This is a genomic window from Pelagibacterium limicola (assembly GCF_015694405.1).
Taxonomy (GTDB): domain Bacteria; phylum Pseudomonadota; class Alphaproteobacteria; order Rhizobiales; family Devosiaceae; genus Pelagibacterium; species Pelagibacterium limicola.
The window spans coordinates 1-14,885 of the sequence record NZ_JADQDB010000012.1; the positions used below are offsets into that span (position 1 = coordinate 1).

The following is a 14,885-nucleotide window of genomic DNA, read 5'->3' on the forward strand; positions in this document are numbered from 1 at the left end:
GAGTGTACCTCAATAGAAAACGTGCACCTGTCAGTCGTATCCGCAATAACCTCCAGCTCGCGCCAAAGGCCAAAACACTTCCCGCAGTCCACGTTTCCCTTTCCAACATAACCAACAATGTCAAATAACGGACGCCTGACGGCGTCAGAAACTTTGCTACTACTAAAAAGCGGCGCAAACTGTTCTATTCCCGGTTTGACAACCGGCAGTTCCTTGCCGAACTTTTCCTGAAGCTCGCCTCGGCCGCGCCTGTTTCAAGGCACCGCGTCGTCAGCGCTGGGGGTATATAGGGCCGAGGTTTCGACCTGTCAACACCCGGTTCTGAAAAAATCGAAACTTCTTTTTTTCCAGATCCTTGGCCGATTTTGCCGGCCTTTGCAGGCCCTGCCGATCAGCGTGAAGGGTATATAGGGACGCTCTATTGCCGAGTCAACAGGTCGTTTTTTGATTCACAGGCTGGCAAACAACAACATAAGCCCAAAACCCATAATCAGCAGGGCCCCGGCCAACTCAAGCCACCAAAGAGCGGAAGCCCCGGCGCTTCCTCCTCCGGCGAGCCGCAAGGCCAGGCCTTTGGCTCCGACGGCAAGCGACGCAAGCGAGGCGACCGTCAGCGCCGTGCCCACCGACATCATAAGCGTCGCAACGATTCCCGCAGCAAGGAGCCCCTGGCTGAGCGAAAAGGCCAAAACGACCAGTGCACCCGAGCACGGCCGCATCCCGACCGAAACGATCACCCCAAGTGCCGCGCGCCAGTCGCCTCCGGTCTGGGACGGTTTGACGACATGGTGTTCACAGCCTTCGCCGTGCCCGTGGGTGTGATCGTGGTGGTGGTGGTGTTCGTGGTGGTGATCGTCCCGTCCGTGATGATGTCGGTGCCCCAGCCCCAGCAGATGCCGGGCGGCCAACCAGGCGCCGAGCAGCGCGATAAGCCCATACGACCCAACGGCCATCCAGTGCGCGGCGTCGCTCATCGCGATTGCAGTGAGCCGCAGCGCCAGCGCCGCAATGAGCACGAAGCCGATGGCAACGGCAGCCTGCATCATGGAGGCGAGGAAGCTCAGGAGAACGCCCCGCCGCAGTTGCCGCTCGTTCGCGAGCACGTAAGAAGAGATGACAACCTTGCCGTGCCCCGGTCCGGCGGCATGGAAAACGCCGTAGAGAAAGCTCAGGCCGCCCAGAATCCAGAAGGCATTGCCATCCTCATGCAGCGCCGACAGCGCGCCCGTCATCGCCTGGTAGAAGCTGCGCTGCTGCTCGCCAATCCAGCCCAGCAAGCCGCCCTGCCCCGGGGCGATCACCGGTTCGGCTGGCGGTGCAGCAAAAGGCGTACGCGGGCGTGCGGGCGTGGTTGCTTCTCCTATGGCATCGAGCGCGGTTTCGGCTTGTTGTAGCGGGCAGGTAATGACGACCAGATTGGCAAGGCTCCGCGCCGCCTCACGCAACTCTTCGGGCAATTCGGTGACCTCGGGACCCAGAAGCCAGAGTTCCTCCTCGATCGCCGGATCGACAGGCTCGGGCCCGTGCGCCTCGGCGTAACAGTCGGCCGGTGCGGCACGCAACGTGACGGCATCCGCCCCGGGAAAGGTGAAGGCCGCATAGTATTCGGGATCGCCTACTTCGATATCGATGGTCCGGCCAATCGGCCGGGGTTGGGCGAAGCGTACGGTGAAATTCAGGGTAAGTCGGTCGCCATCGAACGCCATGCTGGGATTGTCCGCACGCGCAATGGCCAAGGGGTCATCCCACGATCCGGCAAATGTATAGTAATTGTAGAAATCGAGCCCAACGATGTTCTCCTCGGCGAGGGGCTGCAACTCCTCGGGCGTCAACACCCCATCGCCATCCGCATCAAGGCCTTGAATGGCCCAGGCCGAGAAATAGGGATCGAACATCCAGCTATGGCGCATCGCCGTGAGGGCGCCATCCTCGAAGATCACTTCGCCCCGTGCGTCGATCCACACATGCGGATGCGCAACCGCGGGCAGCGCAAACAGGCTGAGCAAGATAACAAGGAAAATACGGATCATTTGGTGAGCGATCCGACCGGGTTCTTTTCGAACCAATCGACAAGAAAATCGATGAGGGCGCGCACCTTGCCCGAAAGGTGCCGCCGGTGCGGATAGACGGCCTGCAGGAATGGCCTATAGGGCAGATAGTCGGCAAGAACGGACACAAGCTCTCCCTTTTCAACAATGTCGTCGGCAAGAAAGCTGGGCACCAGGGCGAAACCGAGGCCCTTTTGCGCCGCGACCAGCGCTCCTTGTGGGGAATTGACGCGAACAGGGCCATCAACGTGCACCGATATGGTCCGGTTGCCATCTGAAAACTGCCAGTTCGCCTGACCCGAGAAATTGGTATCGATGACGCACGGCAATCCCCGCAAGGCTTCGGGAGTCTGCGGCATGCCATATGCCTTGATCACCGAAGGCGCGGCGCAGGCGAGGACGGAAGTCTCGGCGATCTTGCGGGCAATCAGCGAGGAATCGGCCATCTTGGAAATACGCAGCGCCACGTCGAACCCCTCCTCGACAAGATCCACCATGCGATCCTCGAGGCGCAGATCGAGAGTCACGTCGGGATGAAGTTTCACGAAATCGAACAGGGGATCGAGCAAACTTGCCTCCCCAAAATTTCGCGGAGCGGAAACCCGCAACATGCCGCGCGGCGCCGCCGTCTGCTCGGAAATAGTCGCATCCAGATCATCGAGCTGAGATAGAATCTGGCTCACCTCGCGGTAATAGGCTTCACCCGCTTCCGTGAGGCTCAGCTTGCGGGTCGTGCGGTTCATAAGCCTGACCCCCAGATAATCCTCGAGGTCGGTGACATATTTGCTCAGCAAAGCCTTCGAGCGCCCGTGAACGCGCGCTGCCGAGGAAAACCCACCTGCATCGAACACCTGTACGAAAGCCCTGATCCGCGCCAGATCCTGCATTAGCGTGTTCCCCTATGTCAGCCAGTCGAGATCGAAATTTGTGACCTCTCCAACCAGAGCTGCAAACCCTTTGAGAATATGATCGGCATGAATTGCGCCTTTTTCAGCGCTGCCAAGCCGCGCATCTCCGACGACACCTGCGGCATTAAGATCGCCCGAGAGCCAACCGAATCGGTGCGGCCCATAGCCGGAAAGGTAATGCATGCGACTCTCGATCCCTTCCAGCCGCGAAACAAAGTCATCCACTTCACCGTTGACCACGGCATCAGAACGATAGTGCAACATCAGCGATGTTTCGATGGCGCCGCCATGAATGCCGAATTTCTTCTCGCGCGGAGGATAAAGATCTTCGGGAAATCCGAAGCGCATCCAAGCCGTGCCCACCGCAAGAAGCCCCAGTTCGGCACGTGCCCTGAGAATAACGGTATCGACGGCAGCCGTGTTGCCGCCGTGGCTGGAAACGATGACCAGCCGCCGACAGCCCGCCGCAGCGACTCTCTTTGCAATCCCGAACCATCGCTCGATCAGCGCTGCCGCTGGCAGGCTTTCGGTTCCCGCAAACCGGGAATGCTCCTGGGAGGCGCCGATCCGTTCTATGGGCAACGCCACCGCATCGATGGTATCGTCGAGATAGGCCTCGAGCGCTTCTATATGACCTTGCGCAATATCGCTGTCGGTCGACAATGGAAGATGCGGCCCATGCGCTTCAGTGGCGGCGACCGGCAGAATCACGACCGTGCGTTTGGACAGCGTCGCATCATCGAGCCTATCGAGCGTCTCAAGGGACCTGAGGGGCAATACGGGCATCTCCGTCAATACCGCTTGGACGGTGAGGTTTAGCTTGTGCGCTCGAAACGAACAACCACGCGTCTCCCGGTTAACTTTGCCACTATCGGTGATTCGACCTTTCCATCGCGATCCTCTATCTCTCGTTCCATGTCGAAAAACCCGTCCGCATCCACGCTCTATCGCCTGATCGAAGCCGGTCATCTGGCCCGGCAGGCCCTGCTCGCCCCCCTTACGGCACGCGGGCTCGAGGCAGGCGACGATGCGGTTCTGCTGGGACTGGCCGAGGCGGGCGGGGAAACGGTGGATGCACTCGCCGAATTTACCGGTCTCGATGCCGAAGCGCTCGATGCCATCCTGCGCCGGCTCGAAGACAAGGCTCTGCTGCTACGCCTTGCCGTGGGCCCGGAGATGGAAGCGGGTGCGCGGCTTTCCCAGCAGGGGCACCTCGTCCGCCAGGCCATCGAAGAACATTGGCGGCATCTCGAAGCGACGCTTGCCCAAGACCTCGGAGAGAAGCGCCATCGTCATCTGCGCAAAGGCCTCAAGCGCATTATTGCGCTCCTTGATTTCTAGCTCGAAAGCGGCCGGGCAAAATTTCAGTACGACTTGTCGGAATGCCCGTTCCACGATCGTCCTCGTTCCGATTGCGCATTGATAACGCCTCGCATATTATTCGCGGCCGTTTTTGGACATAATAAATGAAGCCCTTTCATCTCATTCTCGGCAACAATCTCGTTGCCAATGTGACCAACTTTACGGCCTGGTTCGCCATAACCTTCTGGATCTTCATCGAGACCCAATCGGTCTTCGCGACCGGCATGGTGGCCGGCGTCTATCTGGTCTTCACCGCCGCCTTCGGATTTTGGTTCGGCGCGATCATCGACCACAACGGCCGCATCCGCTCGATGCTGGGTTCGAGCGCTGTATCCCTGCTGTTCTACGCTGCTGGGTTCGTGATGGTTCTGGTTGAACCGGAAGGCGCCTTCCAGAACCCCTATGGGCCCTATCTTTGGGTCTTTGTATTGCTGGTTATGCTTGGCGTGATCGCGGGCAATATACGCATGATCGCGCTCCCAACGCTTGTGACCATTCTCATCCCCGAAGGCGAGCGCGACAAGGCCAACGGCCTCGTAGGCATGGTTGGCGGGATCGGGTTTCTCATTACTTCGGCGATCTCGGGTTTCCTGGTCGCCTGGGGTGGCATGTACCTGACGCTGATCGTGGCGCTGGTCGCGACATCGATTGCCTTTGGCCATTTGAGCCTCGTTCGGATCGACGAGGGCCGCCCGGTCCCTGTCGAGGGTGAACCGGCTCAAAAGCAGAGTATCGACATAGCGGGCACCATTCGCGTCATCGCCGCCGTGCCGGGGCTGTTTGCGCTCATATTCTTTGCCACCTTCAACAACTTCCTCGGCGGCATCTTCATGGCGCTGCTCGATGCCTATGGGCTATCGCTGGTGTCTGTCGAAATATGGGGGCTGACCTTTGCAGTTCTGTCCACCGGCTTCATCATCTCGGGCATCGTCATTTCGCGGTTCGGACTGGGCAAAAATCCGCTCAAGACGCTGTTGACGGTCAACCTCATTGCATGGGCCGTGTGCTGCGTGTTCACGATCCAACCTTCGTTCTGGCTGCTGGTTGCCGGCTGTTTCGTCTGGATGCTGCTCTCGCCTGCCGCCGAGGCGGCAGAACAGACCACGCTTCAGAAGGTGGTCCCGGTCGAAAGGCAGGGGCGTGTCTTTGGTTTCGCCCAGTCGATCGAGCAGGCTGCTTCTCCGCTGACGGCCTTCCTGATCGGCCCGTATACCCAGTTTGTCGTCATCCCCTTCATGACTGACGGCGCGGGTGCACGGACCATCGGGGGCTGGTTCGGCACCGGCCCGGACCGGGGCATCGCACTCGTCTTTACGGTCGCGGGTATCGTGGGCGTGATCGTGACGCTCCTGGCCTTCGCCTCGAACGCCTATCGCAGGCTTTCAGCTGTATATCTCAATGAGAACGCGGAAAGCGAAGAGGCTGCCGAGGTGGCTCCGGGCACTACCCCTTGAGCGTGGCAGCGCCTGCGGCAAGCTTCTGAATCTTGTCAAAATCCCCCGCCTTGATCGCCGCGTCGGGCACGACCCAGGACCCGCCGACGCAAATAACGTTCGGCAGGGCGAGATAGGTCTTGGCCTTCTCGATATCGATACCGCCGGTCGGGCAGAAGGTAAGATCCGGTAACGGGGAGGCAAAGGATTTGAGCACCGGCGCACCGCCCATCGCTTCAGCGGGGAAGAACTTGAGATATGCGTAACCCATGAGCGAAGCAGTCATCGCCTCGGTGGGCGAGGCGATACCCGGCAGCAGCGGGATGGAAACCTGCTCGGCCGCTTCGAGCAGCTTGACCGGCGCGCCGGGCGACACCATGAACTGGCAGCCGGCGTCCTCGGAGGCCTTCAAATCGTCGAGCTTGCGGCACGTCCCCGACCCGACCACCGCGCCCGGAACCTTTGCCATTTCGGCCATGACCTTGAGCGCATTGGGCGTTCTCAGTGTCACTTCAAGATTGGCCAGCCCGCCTGCAACCAGGGCCTCGGCGAGCGCCCGGGCGGTTGAAACATCGTCATGGACAATGACCGGCACCACCGGGGCAGAGGAAAGAATGGTTTTGAGCCTTTGTGCGTCCTGCGCCATCTGCCGGTCTCCCAAGTCAGTCGAATGCGATATGGCTCCCTCTAGCACGCGCTTTATTGAATTGGGAACCGAAACTGCCTAAGTACGGTGCCGGTCGCGCGTGCGGCTGATCGTTTGCTCGTCGGGGACCGAAGATGATCCAGCAGATCAACGCCATAACGCCGATGGAGGAGGCTCGCGCGGTACTCGCCAATGCCTTCGAGCTCAAATTCTCCAAGGCTGTCGAGAAGGCGACGCGCCCGGTCTTCGAGAAGGTGCGCGACCGCATCCCCGAGATCGAGTGGCCGTTCTATGCCCCGCTCATTTTCCAGATCAACCGGCTCAAGAAGGAAAAGAACGCGGTCATCCTCGCCCACAATTACCAGACCCCGCAGATCTATTACGGGGTGGCCGATGTCGTAGGTGACAGTCTGCAACTGGCCATCGAAGCCACGAAAGTCGAGGCCGATACGATCGTCCAGTGCGGCGTGCATTTCATGGCCGAGACCTCCAAACTCCTGAATCCCACCAAGACGGTTCTCATCCCCGACAGCCGCGCGGGGTGCTCCCTGGCCTCCTCGATCACCGCCGACGACGTACGTGCCATGCGCGCGCAATATCCTGGCGTGCCGGTGGTGACCTATGTGAACTCTTCAGCCGCCGTGAAGGCGGAGACTGATGTGTGCTGCACGTCCTCGAACGCCCTCCAGATCGTGGAAGGTGTCGAGGGCGATACCGTGATCATGATCCCGGACCAGTATCTGGCACAGAACACGGCAAAAAGGACCAAAAAGAAGATCATCACCTGGGCGGGAGCCTGCGAAGTACACGAGACCTTCACAGCCGCAGATATCGCCGAGTTGCGGGCCGCCTATCCGGGCGCCAGGATCATCGCTCATCCCGAATGCCCGCCTGAAGTGATCGATGCCGTCGATTTCGCCGGCTCGACGTCGGGCATGATTGCCTGGGTGAAGTCGGAAAGGCCCGCCAGGGTCGTAATGGTCACCGAATGCTCGATGAGCGACAACGTGGCCGCCGAAACCGAGGGCGTCTCATTCTTGAGGGGCTGCAACATCTGCCCCCATATGAAGCGCATCAACCTCGAAAATATCCTCTGGAGCCTGCACACTGGCACCGAGGAAGTGACGATCCCCGAGGAACTGGTCGAACCCGCGCGGGCCTCGGTCGAGCGGATGATTGCAATGTCGGCGGCCGGGCGTTAACTCGTTGGCGTAACCAGCATGACGATATTGCCGTCGGGATCGCCCACAAACGCCACACGTTCGCCCCAGGGCTGGTCTTTCGGGCTAGCCAAGACCGGTGCACCGTCCTGCTCCAGTTCAGCCATTGCCGTGTCGACGTTATCGACATAGATGCACAACTCAATTCGGTGGCCTCGCGCCGGCCGCTGCGCCTGTCCGTGCATCGGCGCCTCATTGACAAGCCCGAACCCGATCTCGCCGGTACCGAAGCCAAGGACGACAAATTCCGGCTCGCCTTCTGGCGGGAACTGGTAATTTTGCACGCCGCCCAGCCGGTCCCGGTAAAATCGCATGGATTTTGCGAAATCGTTGACCGACAGCATTGGCATGATGCTCGTTGCCTTCGCCATTTGACCCTCCACAATTCATCCGTAGTCACGTAATAACGCCGCACGAGTGGGGAACACGATGGAAATCTTCGACAATACGCTCAACGCCGAAGGCGTTGTGATCGTCGGCGCCGGGCTGGCGGGGCTCTTTTGCGCGCTCAAATTGAGCCCAAGGCCCGTCACAGTGCTCTCGCCCATGCCGCTGGGCAATGGCGCGTCCTCGTCCTGGGCACAGGGTGGCGTGGCGGCAGCCGTCGGCAAGGGCGATTCGGCAACGGCACATGCCCGCGACACCGAAATGGCGGGCGCAGGGATTGTCGATCACGGCATCGCCGAGTCGGTGACCGCGGAAGCCGCCGCGCGCATCGACGATCTGGCCCGCTGGGGCACCCCTTTCGATCGCGATTCCCTGGGCGAGTTCGTCCTGTCCCGCGAGGCGGCGCACTCGGCCAGCCGCGTGGTGCGCGTTTCGGGCGATCGGGCCGGGCACGCCATCATGCAGGCAATCATCGCCAGGGTGCGTGCGACTCCCTCGATCCGGGTCGTCGAGGGGATCACGGCCGTCGATCTCGCCCGCGCCGACGGGCGCGTGGTCGGCGTTTTCTGCCGCAAGCTCGGCGACCGTTATGTGGAGCCCGTTTTCATCCGCGCCCGCGCGACCGTCCTCGCCGCCGGTGGCTTGGGCGGGCTTTATGCGGTGACCACCAACCCGCCCTCGGTGCGCGGGCACGCGATGGGCATGGCGGCGCGCGCCGGGGCGATCATCGCCGATCCCGAATTCGTCCAGTTCCACCCGACCGCGATTCTGACCGGCAAGGATCCCGCTCCTCTCGCCACTGAAGCCCTGCGCGGAGAAGGCGCGATCCTCGTCAACGATCTTGGCGAGCGCTTCATGACGAACATCCATCCGGACGCCGAGCTCGCCCCCCGCGACATCGTCGCCCGCGCCAATTTCCGCGAGATCAAGGCGGGCAGGAAGGTCTTTCTCGATACACGCGAAGCGCTTGGCGCGCGCATTCTCGAGGCCTACCCAACGGTCGTGCAATATTGCCAGGAAGCCGGCATCGACCCTGTGACCGAGCCTATTCCCGTTACCCCGGCAGCCCATTACCACATGGGCGGCGTGAAGGTGGACCACGACGGCCGCTCCTCATTGCCCGGTCTGTGGGTTTGCGGAGAGGCTTCTTGTACGGGCCTGCACGGCGCCAACCGGCTGGCGTCGAACTCGCTGCTCGAAGCGATCGTCTATGGCGCGCGCATCGCAGAGGATATTTCCGGCCTGGAGCCGGTCAAGGCCGCATTGCCGCCATTCGATGGGATCGGCTGGGACCCCCAGAAAGGCGCCGAGGCTGAAAAGGTGCTGCGCGATCTGAAAGCGGTGCGCGACCTGCGCTCGGTGATGAGCGCCTATGTTGGGGTCGAGCGGGACAGAAAAGGGTTGCGGACGGCGCTCCGCACCATCCTCGATCTGGAACGGACCGCACAAGGCGTAACCCGCGCCTATCTCAATATGACGACATCGGCGACGCTCGTTGCGGCTGGCGCGCTGAAACGCACTGAAAGCCGCGGCGGCCATTTCCGTACCGATTTCCCGGCAACCGACGAGACCTGGCAGACCCATACCGAAATGACGCTCGACGAGGCGCTGGCAATTAGGGCGGAAGCCTAGTCTTCGTCCAGCAGATAGGCTGCAACTGCCGTGATGTCCTCTGCGGTCCAGTGCATCGTGCCCTCAGAAATGACCTCCGCCATTTCCTTGCCGGGGATGTCGAACTCCGGGGTTACCCCGCCCGTGAGGACGTCCTCGAGCCATGCCCGGTCATAGCCGAGTTCCTCGAGCGCCTCGGCGGTAATCGCCGGCGCAATTCCTCCCGATAGCGGCGCTCCGTCGGTAGCCCCGATCGCGTTGCGCGGCGTATGGCAGGCACCGCAATGCGCCGGGCCCGTTACAATATAGGCTCCCCGGTTCCAGAGATCGGACCGCGTGGTATCGGGCGCGAATCGCACTGGTTCAAAGAACATGGTCTTCCAGGCCGCAACGCCCAAGCGAACCGAAAACGGAAAGCCGAGCCGATGTGGCGGGTTGGACGACTGCACCGCCGGAACCGCCATCAGCCCCGCGTAAAGGTCCACGATGTCCTGGTCGCTCATCCGCGTATAGAAATCATAGGGGAAAGCAGGATAAAGATGCTCGCCCTGCCGCCCGACACCGTCGCTGAGCGCGCGGGAAAATTCCTCAAGCGTCCAGGCGCCGATCCCTGCCTGCGGGTGCGGAGTGATATTGGGGGCAAAGAAGGTCCCGAACGGTGATTCAATCGGCGCGCCGCCGGCGAGGAAGGCGCCGTTGTTCTGCGTATCGGTATGACAGGCAACGCATCCGCCTAACCGTAAAAGGTATTGGCCATGCTCGGCATCCGGTGTGAGGGCCAGATCGCGGCCTGGCCCCGGTTGCGGCGAAAGCAACCATGCTGCGATCCCCACCCCGGCTGCCGCCAAAGCCGCCAGACCTATGAAAATACGCCGTCCCATGTTGCTGCCCCTCTCCCGCCCTGCACAATCAAACGCGGTCGCTATCGATTTGGCAACATAACACAAGGCCGTTTCAAGATATGAAGCCGATCCCGAGTCTACGCAGGAAAGTCAGAACTGCCCGAGAACGGCTTCGACTTCGCCTCGCGTGGGCGGGTGGCAGCCGATATGGGCGCAGTTGAGGCCCGCGGTTGCGGCACCGAACTTCAGCACCGCTTCGAGCGCCTCCGCATCCAGCGCGCCGATTGCACCTTTTCCGAGTGCGCCCCGGTCGGCCAGGGCGGTCAATATTCCTGCCATGAGACTGTCGCCGGCCCCGACCGTATCTCCAAACACCGGCGGAGCGTAGACAGGCACCCGCGCGCGCGCCATGCGGGTAAAGCCCTGCGAACCGTTTTCACCGAACGTGACGACTACCAATTCGACATTGGGTCGGGCGAGGAGCCCCGCGACATGCTGCTCGACACTCAGCTCGGGATCGAGATAACCGAGATCCTCGTCGGACACCTTGACGATATGGGCGAGGTCGAGAAAAGCCGAAAGTCGGGCCTTGTAGCCTTCGAAATCGGGAATGAGGCTCGGGCGCACATTGGGATCGATCGAGATGACGACGCCCGCCGCGGCAACCCCGGCGACGACCTCGCTCCAGACTGCGAAATCCTCGGCCTCGATGGGCAGGAACCCCCCGATCTGGAGGAGATCGAACCTGCCGGGAAGCGCTGCTTTCAACCCTTCCACCGAGATGTCGCGCTCGGCTGTTCCCTGCCGGTAAAAGGCATAGGAGGGCAGCCCCCTTGCGTTACGCGTGACGACCGCCAATGTCGTGTTCGCGGTCGAACGTTCTGCGATCAACTGGGTAACGCCAGCAGCCTCGAGCGGCTCCGCCAGCAGGTCTCCGAACGTGTCGGTCGAGATCGGGCAGAGAAAGCCACTTTCGTTCCCAAGCTGCGCCAGCGCAATGGCGCAGTTATAGGGCGAACCGCCAGGATGCGCGCTCATGATCAGAGGCTGTCCCGCCTCCTGGGGCGCAGCCACCAGATCGACCAGACTTTCCCCTGCCACAACGAACATTCGCCAGCCCCCTTGTTGGATAGCGCGATCTAACGCAGGCGCGAGCATTCGCCAAGCCTTGTGGCAAATGTTTATGCGACAAAGGAGGTTTTCCTGCGCTAAACGGTGTACCGAACCTGCCCAAAAAGGAATTTCATGATGCCGGAAGCAGGCGATCTTTCAAGCCGCATCGAAGCCCTCGAAATCCGCGCCATCCACCAGGAGCGCACCATAGAGGAACTCAATACCCTGGTCACAGAGCAGTGGCGCGAGATCGACCGGCTCAAGCGTCGCCTGACAATGATCGACGACGAGCTCGCGGCCGTCGAGAACCTGGCGCGCAGCGGTACGAAAGAGCCGCCTCCACCCCATTATTGAGAGCTTATCCGCACCAGCTCCGCCGTCCGCCGTCCCAGACCCTCGCTAGACCCTCGGCGACCAGAGTCATGCCGAGAGAATGCCCGTCGCGTTCGAGGATCCGTAGTTTGCGGCCATAGACATCTTCGTCGCGCTCATAGGACGCGAGAACGAAAGGTCCCTCGTTGAGAAGCGTGACCATCCTTGCGGTTGCCGCCCGGCCCAGTGCCAACTCCTCGGGACAGCCATAGTTCCTGACTTCAGGCGCATCGATATCGGCGATGCGGATGCTCATCCCATCCACCCGGATCGTATCCCCATCGATAACGCAGGTGCCCCCCGGGCCGGCACATACCGCAAAACGAATGCCGACGACATCAGCGCCCCCAACCGACCGTCCAGCCTCCAGTCCAGATAGCGGCAGACTGACATAACCACGATCGATCGCGACATAGGCAAGGAGGCCGACGGCCAGAAATGCCATCGCAAATTCGAAAACCGGCCGCCGGGGACGCAACGCACCGGCAGAGGCGCCATTCCGCTGCGCTCGTCCAAAACGTGTTCTGCTCAAGCCGTCCTCCCGGCAAATCGACGCCGGACGGTAGGAGGGCTGGCCTAACAAATCGTAAGTAGCGAATAGAAGATTGACGCGAATGCAGCCCACAGATTGCTGGACAGAAAAGTGGTCCGGCAATTCGATATGTGGTATATGCATTGGTGAGGTCGAGCAGACCGCTGGAATTCTGAGTTGGGGGCTCATGAACGCCAATACCGATCCCTACGATTTTCTAGAGCGTCCCATTCATATGCCGCGCGGATCGTTGGCCAGCCACGTTGCCGACCAGTTCCGCCACGCAATCGTGACGCTCAAGCTCACGCCAGGTACCATGCTCGACAAGAGCGAGATCTGCGCGCGGCTCGGCGTGTCGAGGTCTCCCGTCGCCGAAGCCATGGCGCGCCTCAAATCCGAAGGACTGATCGACATCCTGCCGCAGCGGGGAACGGTGGTGTCACCCGTCTCGCTCAGCGCGGTCGAAGAGTATATTTTCGTGCGCAGGGGCCTCGAATGCGAGACCGTCAGGGCGCTCGCCAGATCGCGGCCGGAGGGCATGGTAGAGGCGCTACGCGCCAATCTGGAGCGACAGCAGCAGGTGGTGGAAGCCGACGACACCGTAGCCTTCCATCCCCTCGATCTCGAGTTCCACGAAATCCTGCTCAAAAGCACGGGCTATCCCCGCATGAAGGCGATGGTGGACACCGCGCGCAACAACCTCGATCGCGCACGCCAGCTTACCAACTCCAAGCGCCGAATAACCGAGGGGCTCTACCAGCATATGGCCATTACCGAGGCCATCGAACATGGCGACGGGGATATGGCAGCGCGACTGATGCGCAAGCATCTGGACGACGTCGTCACCGAGGTACGCCAGCTCGCGAGTGAAAGCCCCCACCTGTTCAATGGTGGCATCATCGTCTTTGATGCGATCGCTCCGAAATTGCAGGACCGACCGCCGTCCTGAGCGTCGGGATCGGGGTCCCGCACCTTCCATTGTTGCAGCCTGAGAGAACGGACCGTTGCTGTCTGTCCTCTTAATGGAAACGTCGTGAGCGACTATCTTGTCCATCAAGGCCGGAACGGTTTTCCGGACAGGAAGGACAAGACCATGCTCGATGCAAAAGCCGGGACGATCGCGACGCCTCTGCGCCTCCCCACGTCCACGCGACTGGGGCCAATCCATATCAGGGTGACCGACGTTGCCCGCGCGCTGGCGATTTGGCGCGACGTCGTTGGACTGGCGCTGCTTGCCTCGGACAATGGCAAGCTTGTGCTCGGCGTGGGGACGACCCCCCTCGTCGTCCTCTATCCGGGAGCGGACGCACCGGTCACGGCGAATACGCTCGGGCTCTATCACGTCGCAATCCACGTACCGACACGGCGCGACCTTGCACGTGCGCTAAACCGCGCCGCCTATGCCGGCGTTCGCGTCTCTCCTACCGACCATCTGGTATCCGAAGCCCTGTATCTGTGGGACCTCGATGGGAACGGTATCGAAATTACCTTCGAGACGCCTTGGCGCGGTCGGTTCGTCGAGAATGACGAGTTGATGGCCATAACGACCGACGGCAAACCCCATTCCGGCCGTGAGCCCATCGACATTTCGGGCCTTCTTGCCGAATTGGACGACGATGCAGACCCGCTCGGTGTCATGCCCGAAGGAACCCGGATCGGCCATGTCCACGTGCATGTCGACGATCTCGATGCAGCCATGCACTTTTATCGCGACCAGTTGGGCTTTGCCGGCCAGCTTCTTTCGCGCCGCTATGGCATGGGCGACGTCGCTCTCGACTATGCCCCCCATATCCTGGCCTTCAACATTTGGGCAGGCCGCAACGCCCCCCGGCCCGCCGACCGGGCCGCAGGATTGCGTTGGTACGAAATCATCCTGCCGGACGACATAACGCTGAACGAAGTTGTCTCCCGGCTAGAAACTGCCGGCACCGCGGTGGAGCGGATCGATCAAGGCATCGCGACGCAGGATCCGGCTGGGAACGCCCTGAAAATTCTCGTGGGGTAACCCTCAGGGACGCCGGGCGATAAGGTCGATCTCGACCAGCGCGCCGACGGCCAGCCCTGTGACCCCGATCGTCGTGCGCGCCGGCAGCTTGCCTTTCTCAAAGTAGGTGAGATAGGTGGCGTTCATCGCCGCGTAGTCCCGATCGAAGTGCGTCAGATAGATGCGGGCCATGGCAATGTTCTCGAACGAAAGTCCGATACCACCCAGCACGATGGTCAGGTTGTCGAGCACACGGCGCGTTTGCGCCTCGATGCCTTCGGGCAGAGGCGCGTCGGGTGCATCGGGATCGGTGGGCATCTGTCCTGTCACAAATATCCATCCATCTGCTTCCACGGCATGCGAAAACGGCGCGACGGGACGCGGTCCGCGCTCGATCATGTGATGGACAGGAAGTGGCATTGCGATA

16 protein-coding genes are annotated in these 14,885 nt (G+C 61.3%); 7 read left to right on the forward strand and 9 right to left on the reverse strand.

The features are described 5' to 3' along the window. Positions 1-449: 449 nt before the first annotated feature. From I2G20_RS16715 to I2G20_RS16725, 3 genes are read right to left on the reverse strand one after another with little or no spacing between them, the layout of a single operon-like run. Entirely contained in the window at positions 450-2,030 is a 1,581-nt protein-coding gene (locus tag I2G20_RS16715) for a HoxN/HupN/NixA family nickel/cobalt transporter (protein ID WP_196260884.1), read from the reverse strand. Beyond that, a complete protein-coding gene (locus I2G20_RS16720) occupies positions 2,027-2,935 on the reverse strand; it encodes a LysR family transcriptional regulator (protein WP_196260885.1) in 909 nt (302 codons plus the stop codon). Before I2G20_RS16720 ends, I2G20_RS16715 begins: the two co-directional genes overlap by 4 nt. Positions 2,936-2,947: 12 nt before the next feature. After that, positions 2,948-3,733: a creatininase family protein gene (locus tag I2G20_RS16725; RefSeq protein WP_196260886.1), complete on the reverse strand. Its 786-nt coding sequence runs from the start codon at positions 3,731-3,733 to the stop codon at positions 2,948-2,950. Between the two features lie 138 nt (positions 3,734-3,871). Between I2G20_RS16725 and I2G20_RS16730 the strand changes: the two genes are divergently transcribed. Together I2G20_RS16730 and I2G20_RS16735 are read left to right on the forward strand one after the other, a co-directional pair. After that, a complete protein-coding gene (locus tag I2G20_RS16730) occupies positions 3,872-4,297 on the forward strand; it encodes a hypothetical protein (protein WP_196260887.1) in 426 nt (141 codons plus the stop codon). Between the two features lie 125 nt (positions 4,298-4,422). Then, positions 4,423-5,772 (forward strand): MFS transporter, encoded by a 1,350-nt coding sequence (locus tag I2G20_RS16735; protein WP_196260888.1) that lies wholly within the window; start codon positions 4,423-4,425, stop codon positions 5,770-5,772. On the opposite strand, the gene eda is transcribed toward I2G20_RS16735, so the two are convergent. Next, positions 5,762-6,397: a bifunctional 4-hydroxy-2-oxoglutarate aldolase/2-dehydro-3-deoxy-phosphogluconate aldolase gene (eda, locus tag I2G20_RS16740; protein WP_196260889.1), complete on the reverse strand. Its 636-nt coding sequence runs from the start codon at positions 6,395-6,397 to the stop codon at positions 5,762-5,764. The genes I2G20_RS16735 and eda overlap by 11 nt on opposite strands. Positions 6,398-6,561: 164 nt before the next feature. On the opposite strand from eda, the gene nadA reads away from it, so the two are divergent. Then, positions 6,562-7,599: a quinolinate synthase NadA gene (nadA, locus tag I2G20_RS16745; protein WP_246473164.1), complete on the forward strand. Its 1,038-nt coding sequence runs from the start codon at positions 6,562-6,564 to the stop codon at positions 7,597-7,599. On the opposite strand, the gene I2G20_RS16750 is transcribed toward nadA, so the two are convergent. Beyond that, positions 7,596-7,988 carry a VOC family protein gene (locus I2G20_RS16750; RefSeq protein WP_207747677.1) on the reverse strand — a complete coding sequence of 131 codons (393 nt, stop codon included), beginning with the start codon at positions 7,986-7,988 and terminating at the stop codon, positions 7,596-7,598. The genes nadA and I2G20_RS16750 overlap by 4 nt on opposite strands. Positions 7,989-8,046: 58 nt before the next feature. On the opposite strand from I2G20_RS16750, the gene I2G20_RS16755 reads away from it, so the two are divergent. Continuing rightward, positions 8,047-9,636 (forward strand): L-aspartate oxidase, encoded by a 1,590-nt coding sequence (locus tag I2G20_RS16755; protein WP_196260891.1) that lies wholly within the window; start codon positions 8,047-8,049, stop codon positions 9,634-9,636. Here the strand turns inward: I2G20_RS16755 and I2G20_RS16760 are convergent. Together I2G20_RS16760 and I2G20_RS16765 are read right to left on the reverse strand one after the other, a co-directional pair. Continuing rightward, positions 9,633-10,496, reverse strand: a complete 864-nt coding sequence (locus I2G20_RS16760; RefSeq protein ID WP_196260892.1) for a c-type cytochrome — start codon at positions 10,494-10,496, stop codon at positions 9,633-9,635. The genes I2G20_RS16755 and I2G20_RS16760 overlap by 4 nt on opposite strands. Before the next feature lie 111 nt (positions 10,497-10,607). After that, positions 10,608-11,567: a carbohydrate kinase family protein gene (locus I2G20_RS16765; RefSeq protein ID WP_196260893.1), complete on the reverse strand. Its 960-nt coding sequence runs from the start codon at positions 11,565-11,567 to the stop codon at positions 10,608-10,610. A gap of 135 nt (positions 11,568-11,702) precedes the next feature. On the opposite strand from I2G20_RS16765, the gene I2G20_RS16770 reads away from it, so the two are divergent. Next, positions 11,703-11,924 carry a SlyX family protein gene (locus I2G20_RS16770; protein WP_343070361.1) on the forward strand — a complete coding sequence of 74 codons (222 nt, stop codon included), beginning with the start codon at positions 11,703-11,705 and terminating at the stop codon, positions 11,922-11,924. Between the two features lie 4 nt (positions 11,925-11,928). Here the strand turns inward: I2G20_RS16770 and I2G20_RS16775 are convergent, their stop codons facing one another. Then, on the reverse strand, positions 11,929-12,474 hold the full coding sequence (locus I2G20_RS16775; RefSeq protein ID WP_246473157.1) for a thermonuclease family protein: 546 nt from the start codon (positions 12,472-12,474) through the stop codon (positions 11,929-11,931). Positions 12,475-12,661: 187 nt separating this feature from the next. Between I2G20_RS16775 and I2G20_RS16780 the strand changes: the two genes are divergently transcribed. Next, the gene (locus tag I2G20_RS16780) at positions 12,662-13,423 is read left to right on the forward strand and encodes a GntR family transcriptional regulator (protein ID WP_196260894.1); all 762 of its coding nucleotides are present in this window, start codon (positions 12,662-12,664) and stop codon (positions 13,421-13,423) included. A gap of 84 nt (positions 13,424-13,507) precedes the next feature. Continuing rightward, positions 13,508-14,479: a VOC family protein gene (locus I2G20_RS16785; RefSeq protein WP_196260895.1), complete on the forward strand. Its 972-nt coding sequence runs from the start codon at positions 13,508-13,510 to the stop codon at positions 14,477-14,479. Positions 14,480-14,482: 3 nt separating this feature from the next. Here I2G20_RS16785 and I2G20_RS16790 read toward each other — a convergent pair whose 3' ends face one another. Then, the gene (locus I2G20_RS16790; protein ID WP_196260952.1) at positions 14,483-14,857 is read right to left on the reverse strand and encodes a RidA family protein; all 375 of its coding nucleotides are present in this window, start codon (positions 14,855-14,857) and stop codon (positions 14,483-14,485) included. Positions 14,858-14,885: the final 28 nt, after the last annotated feature.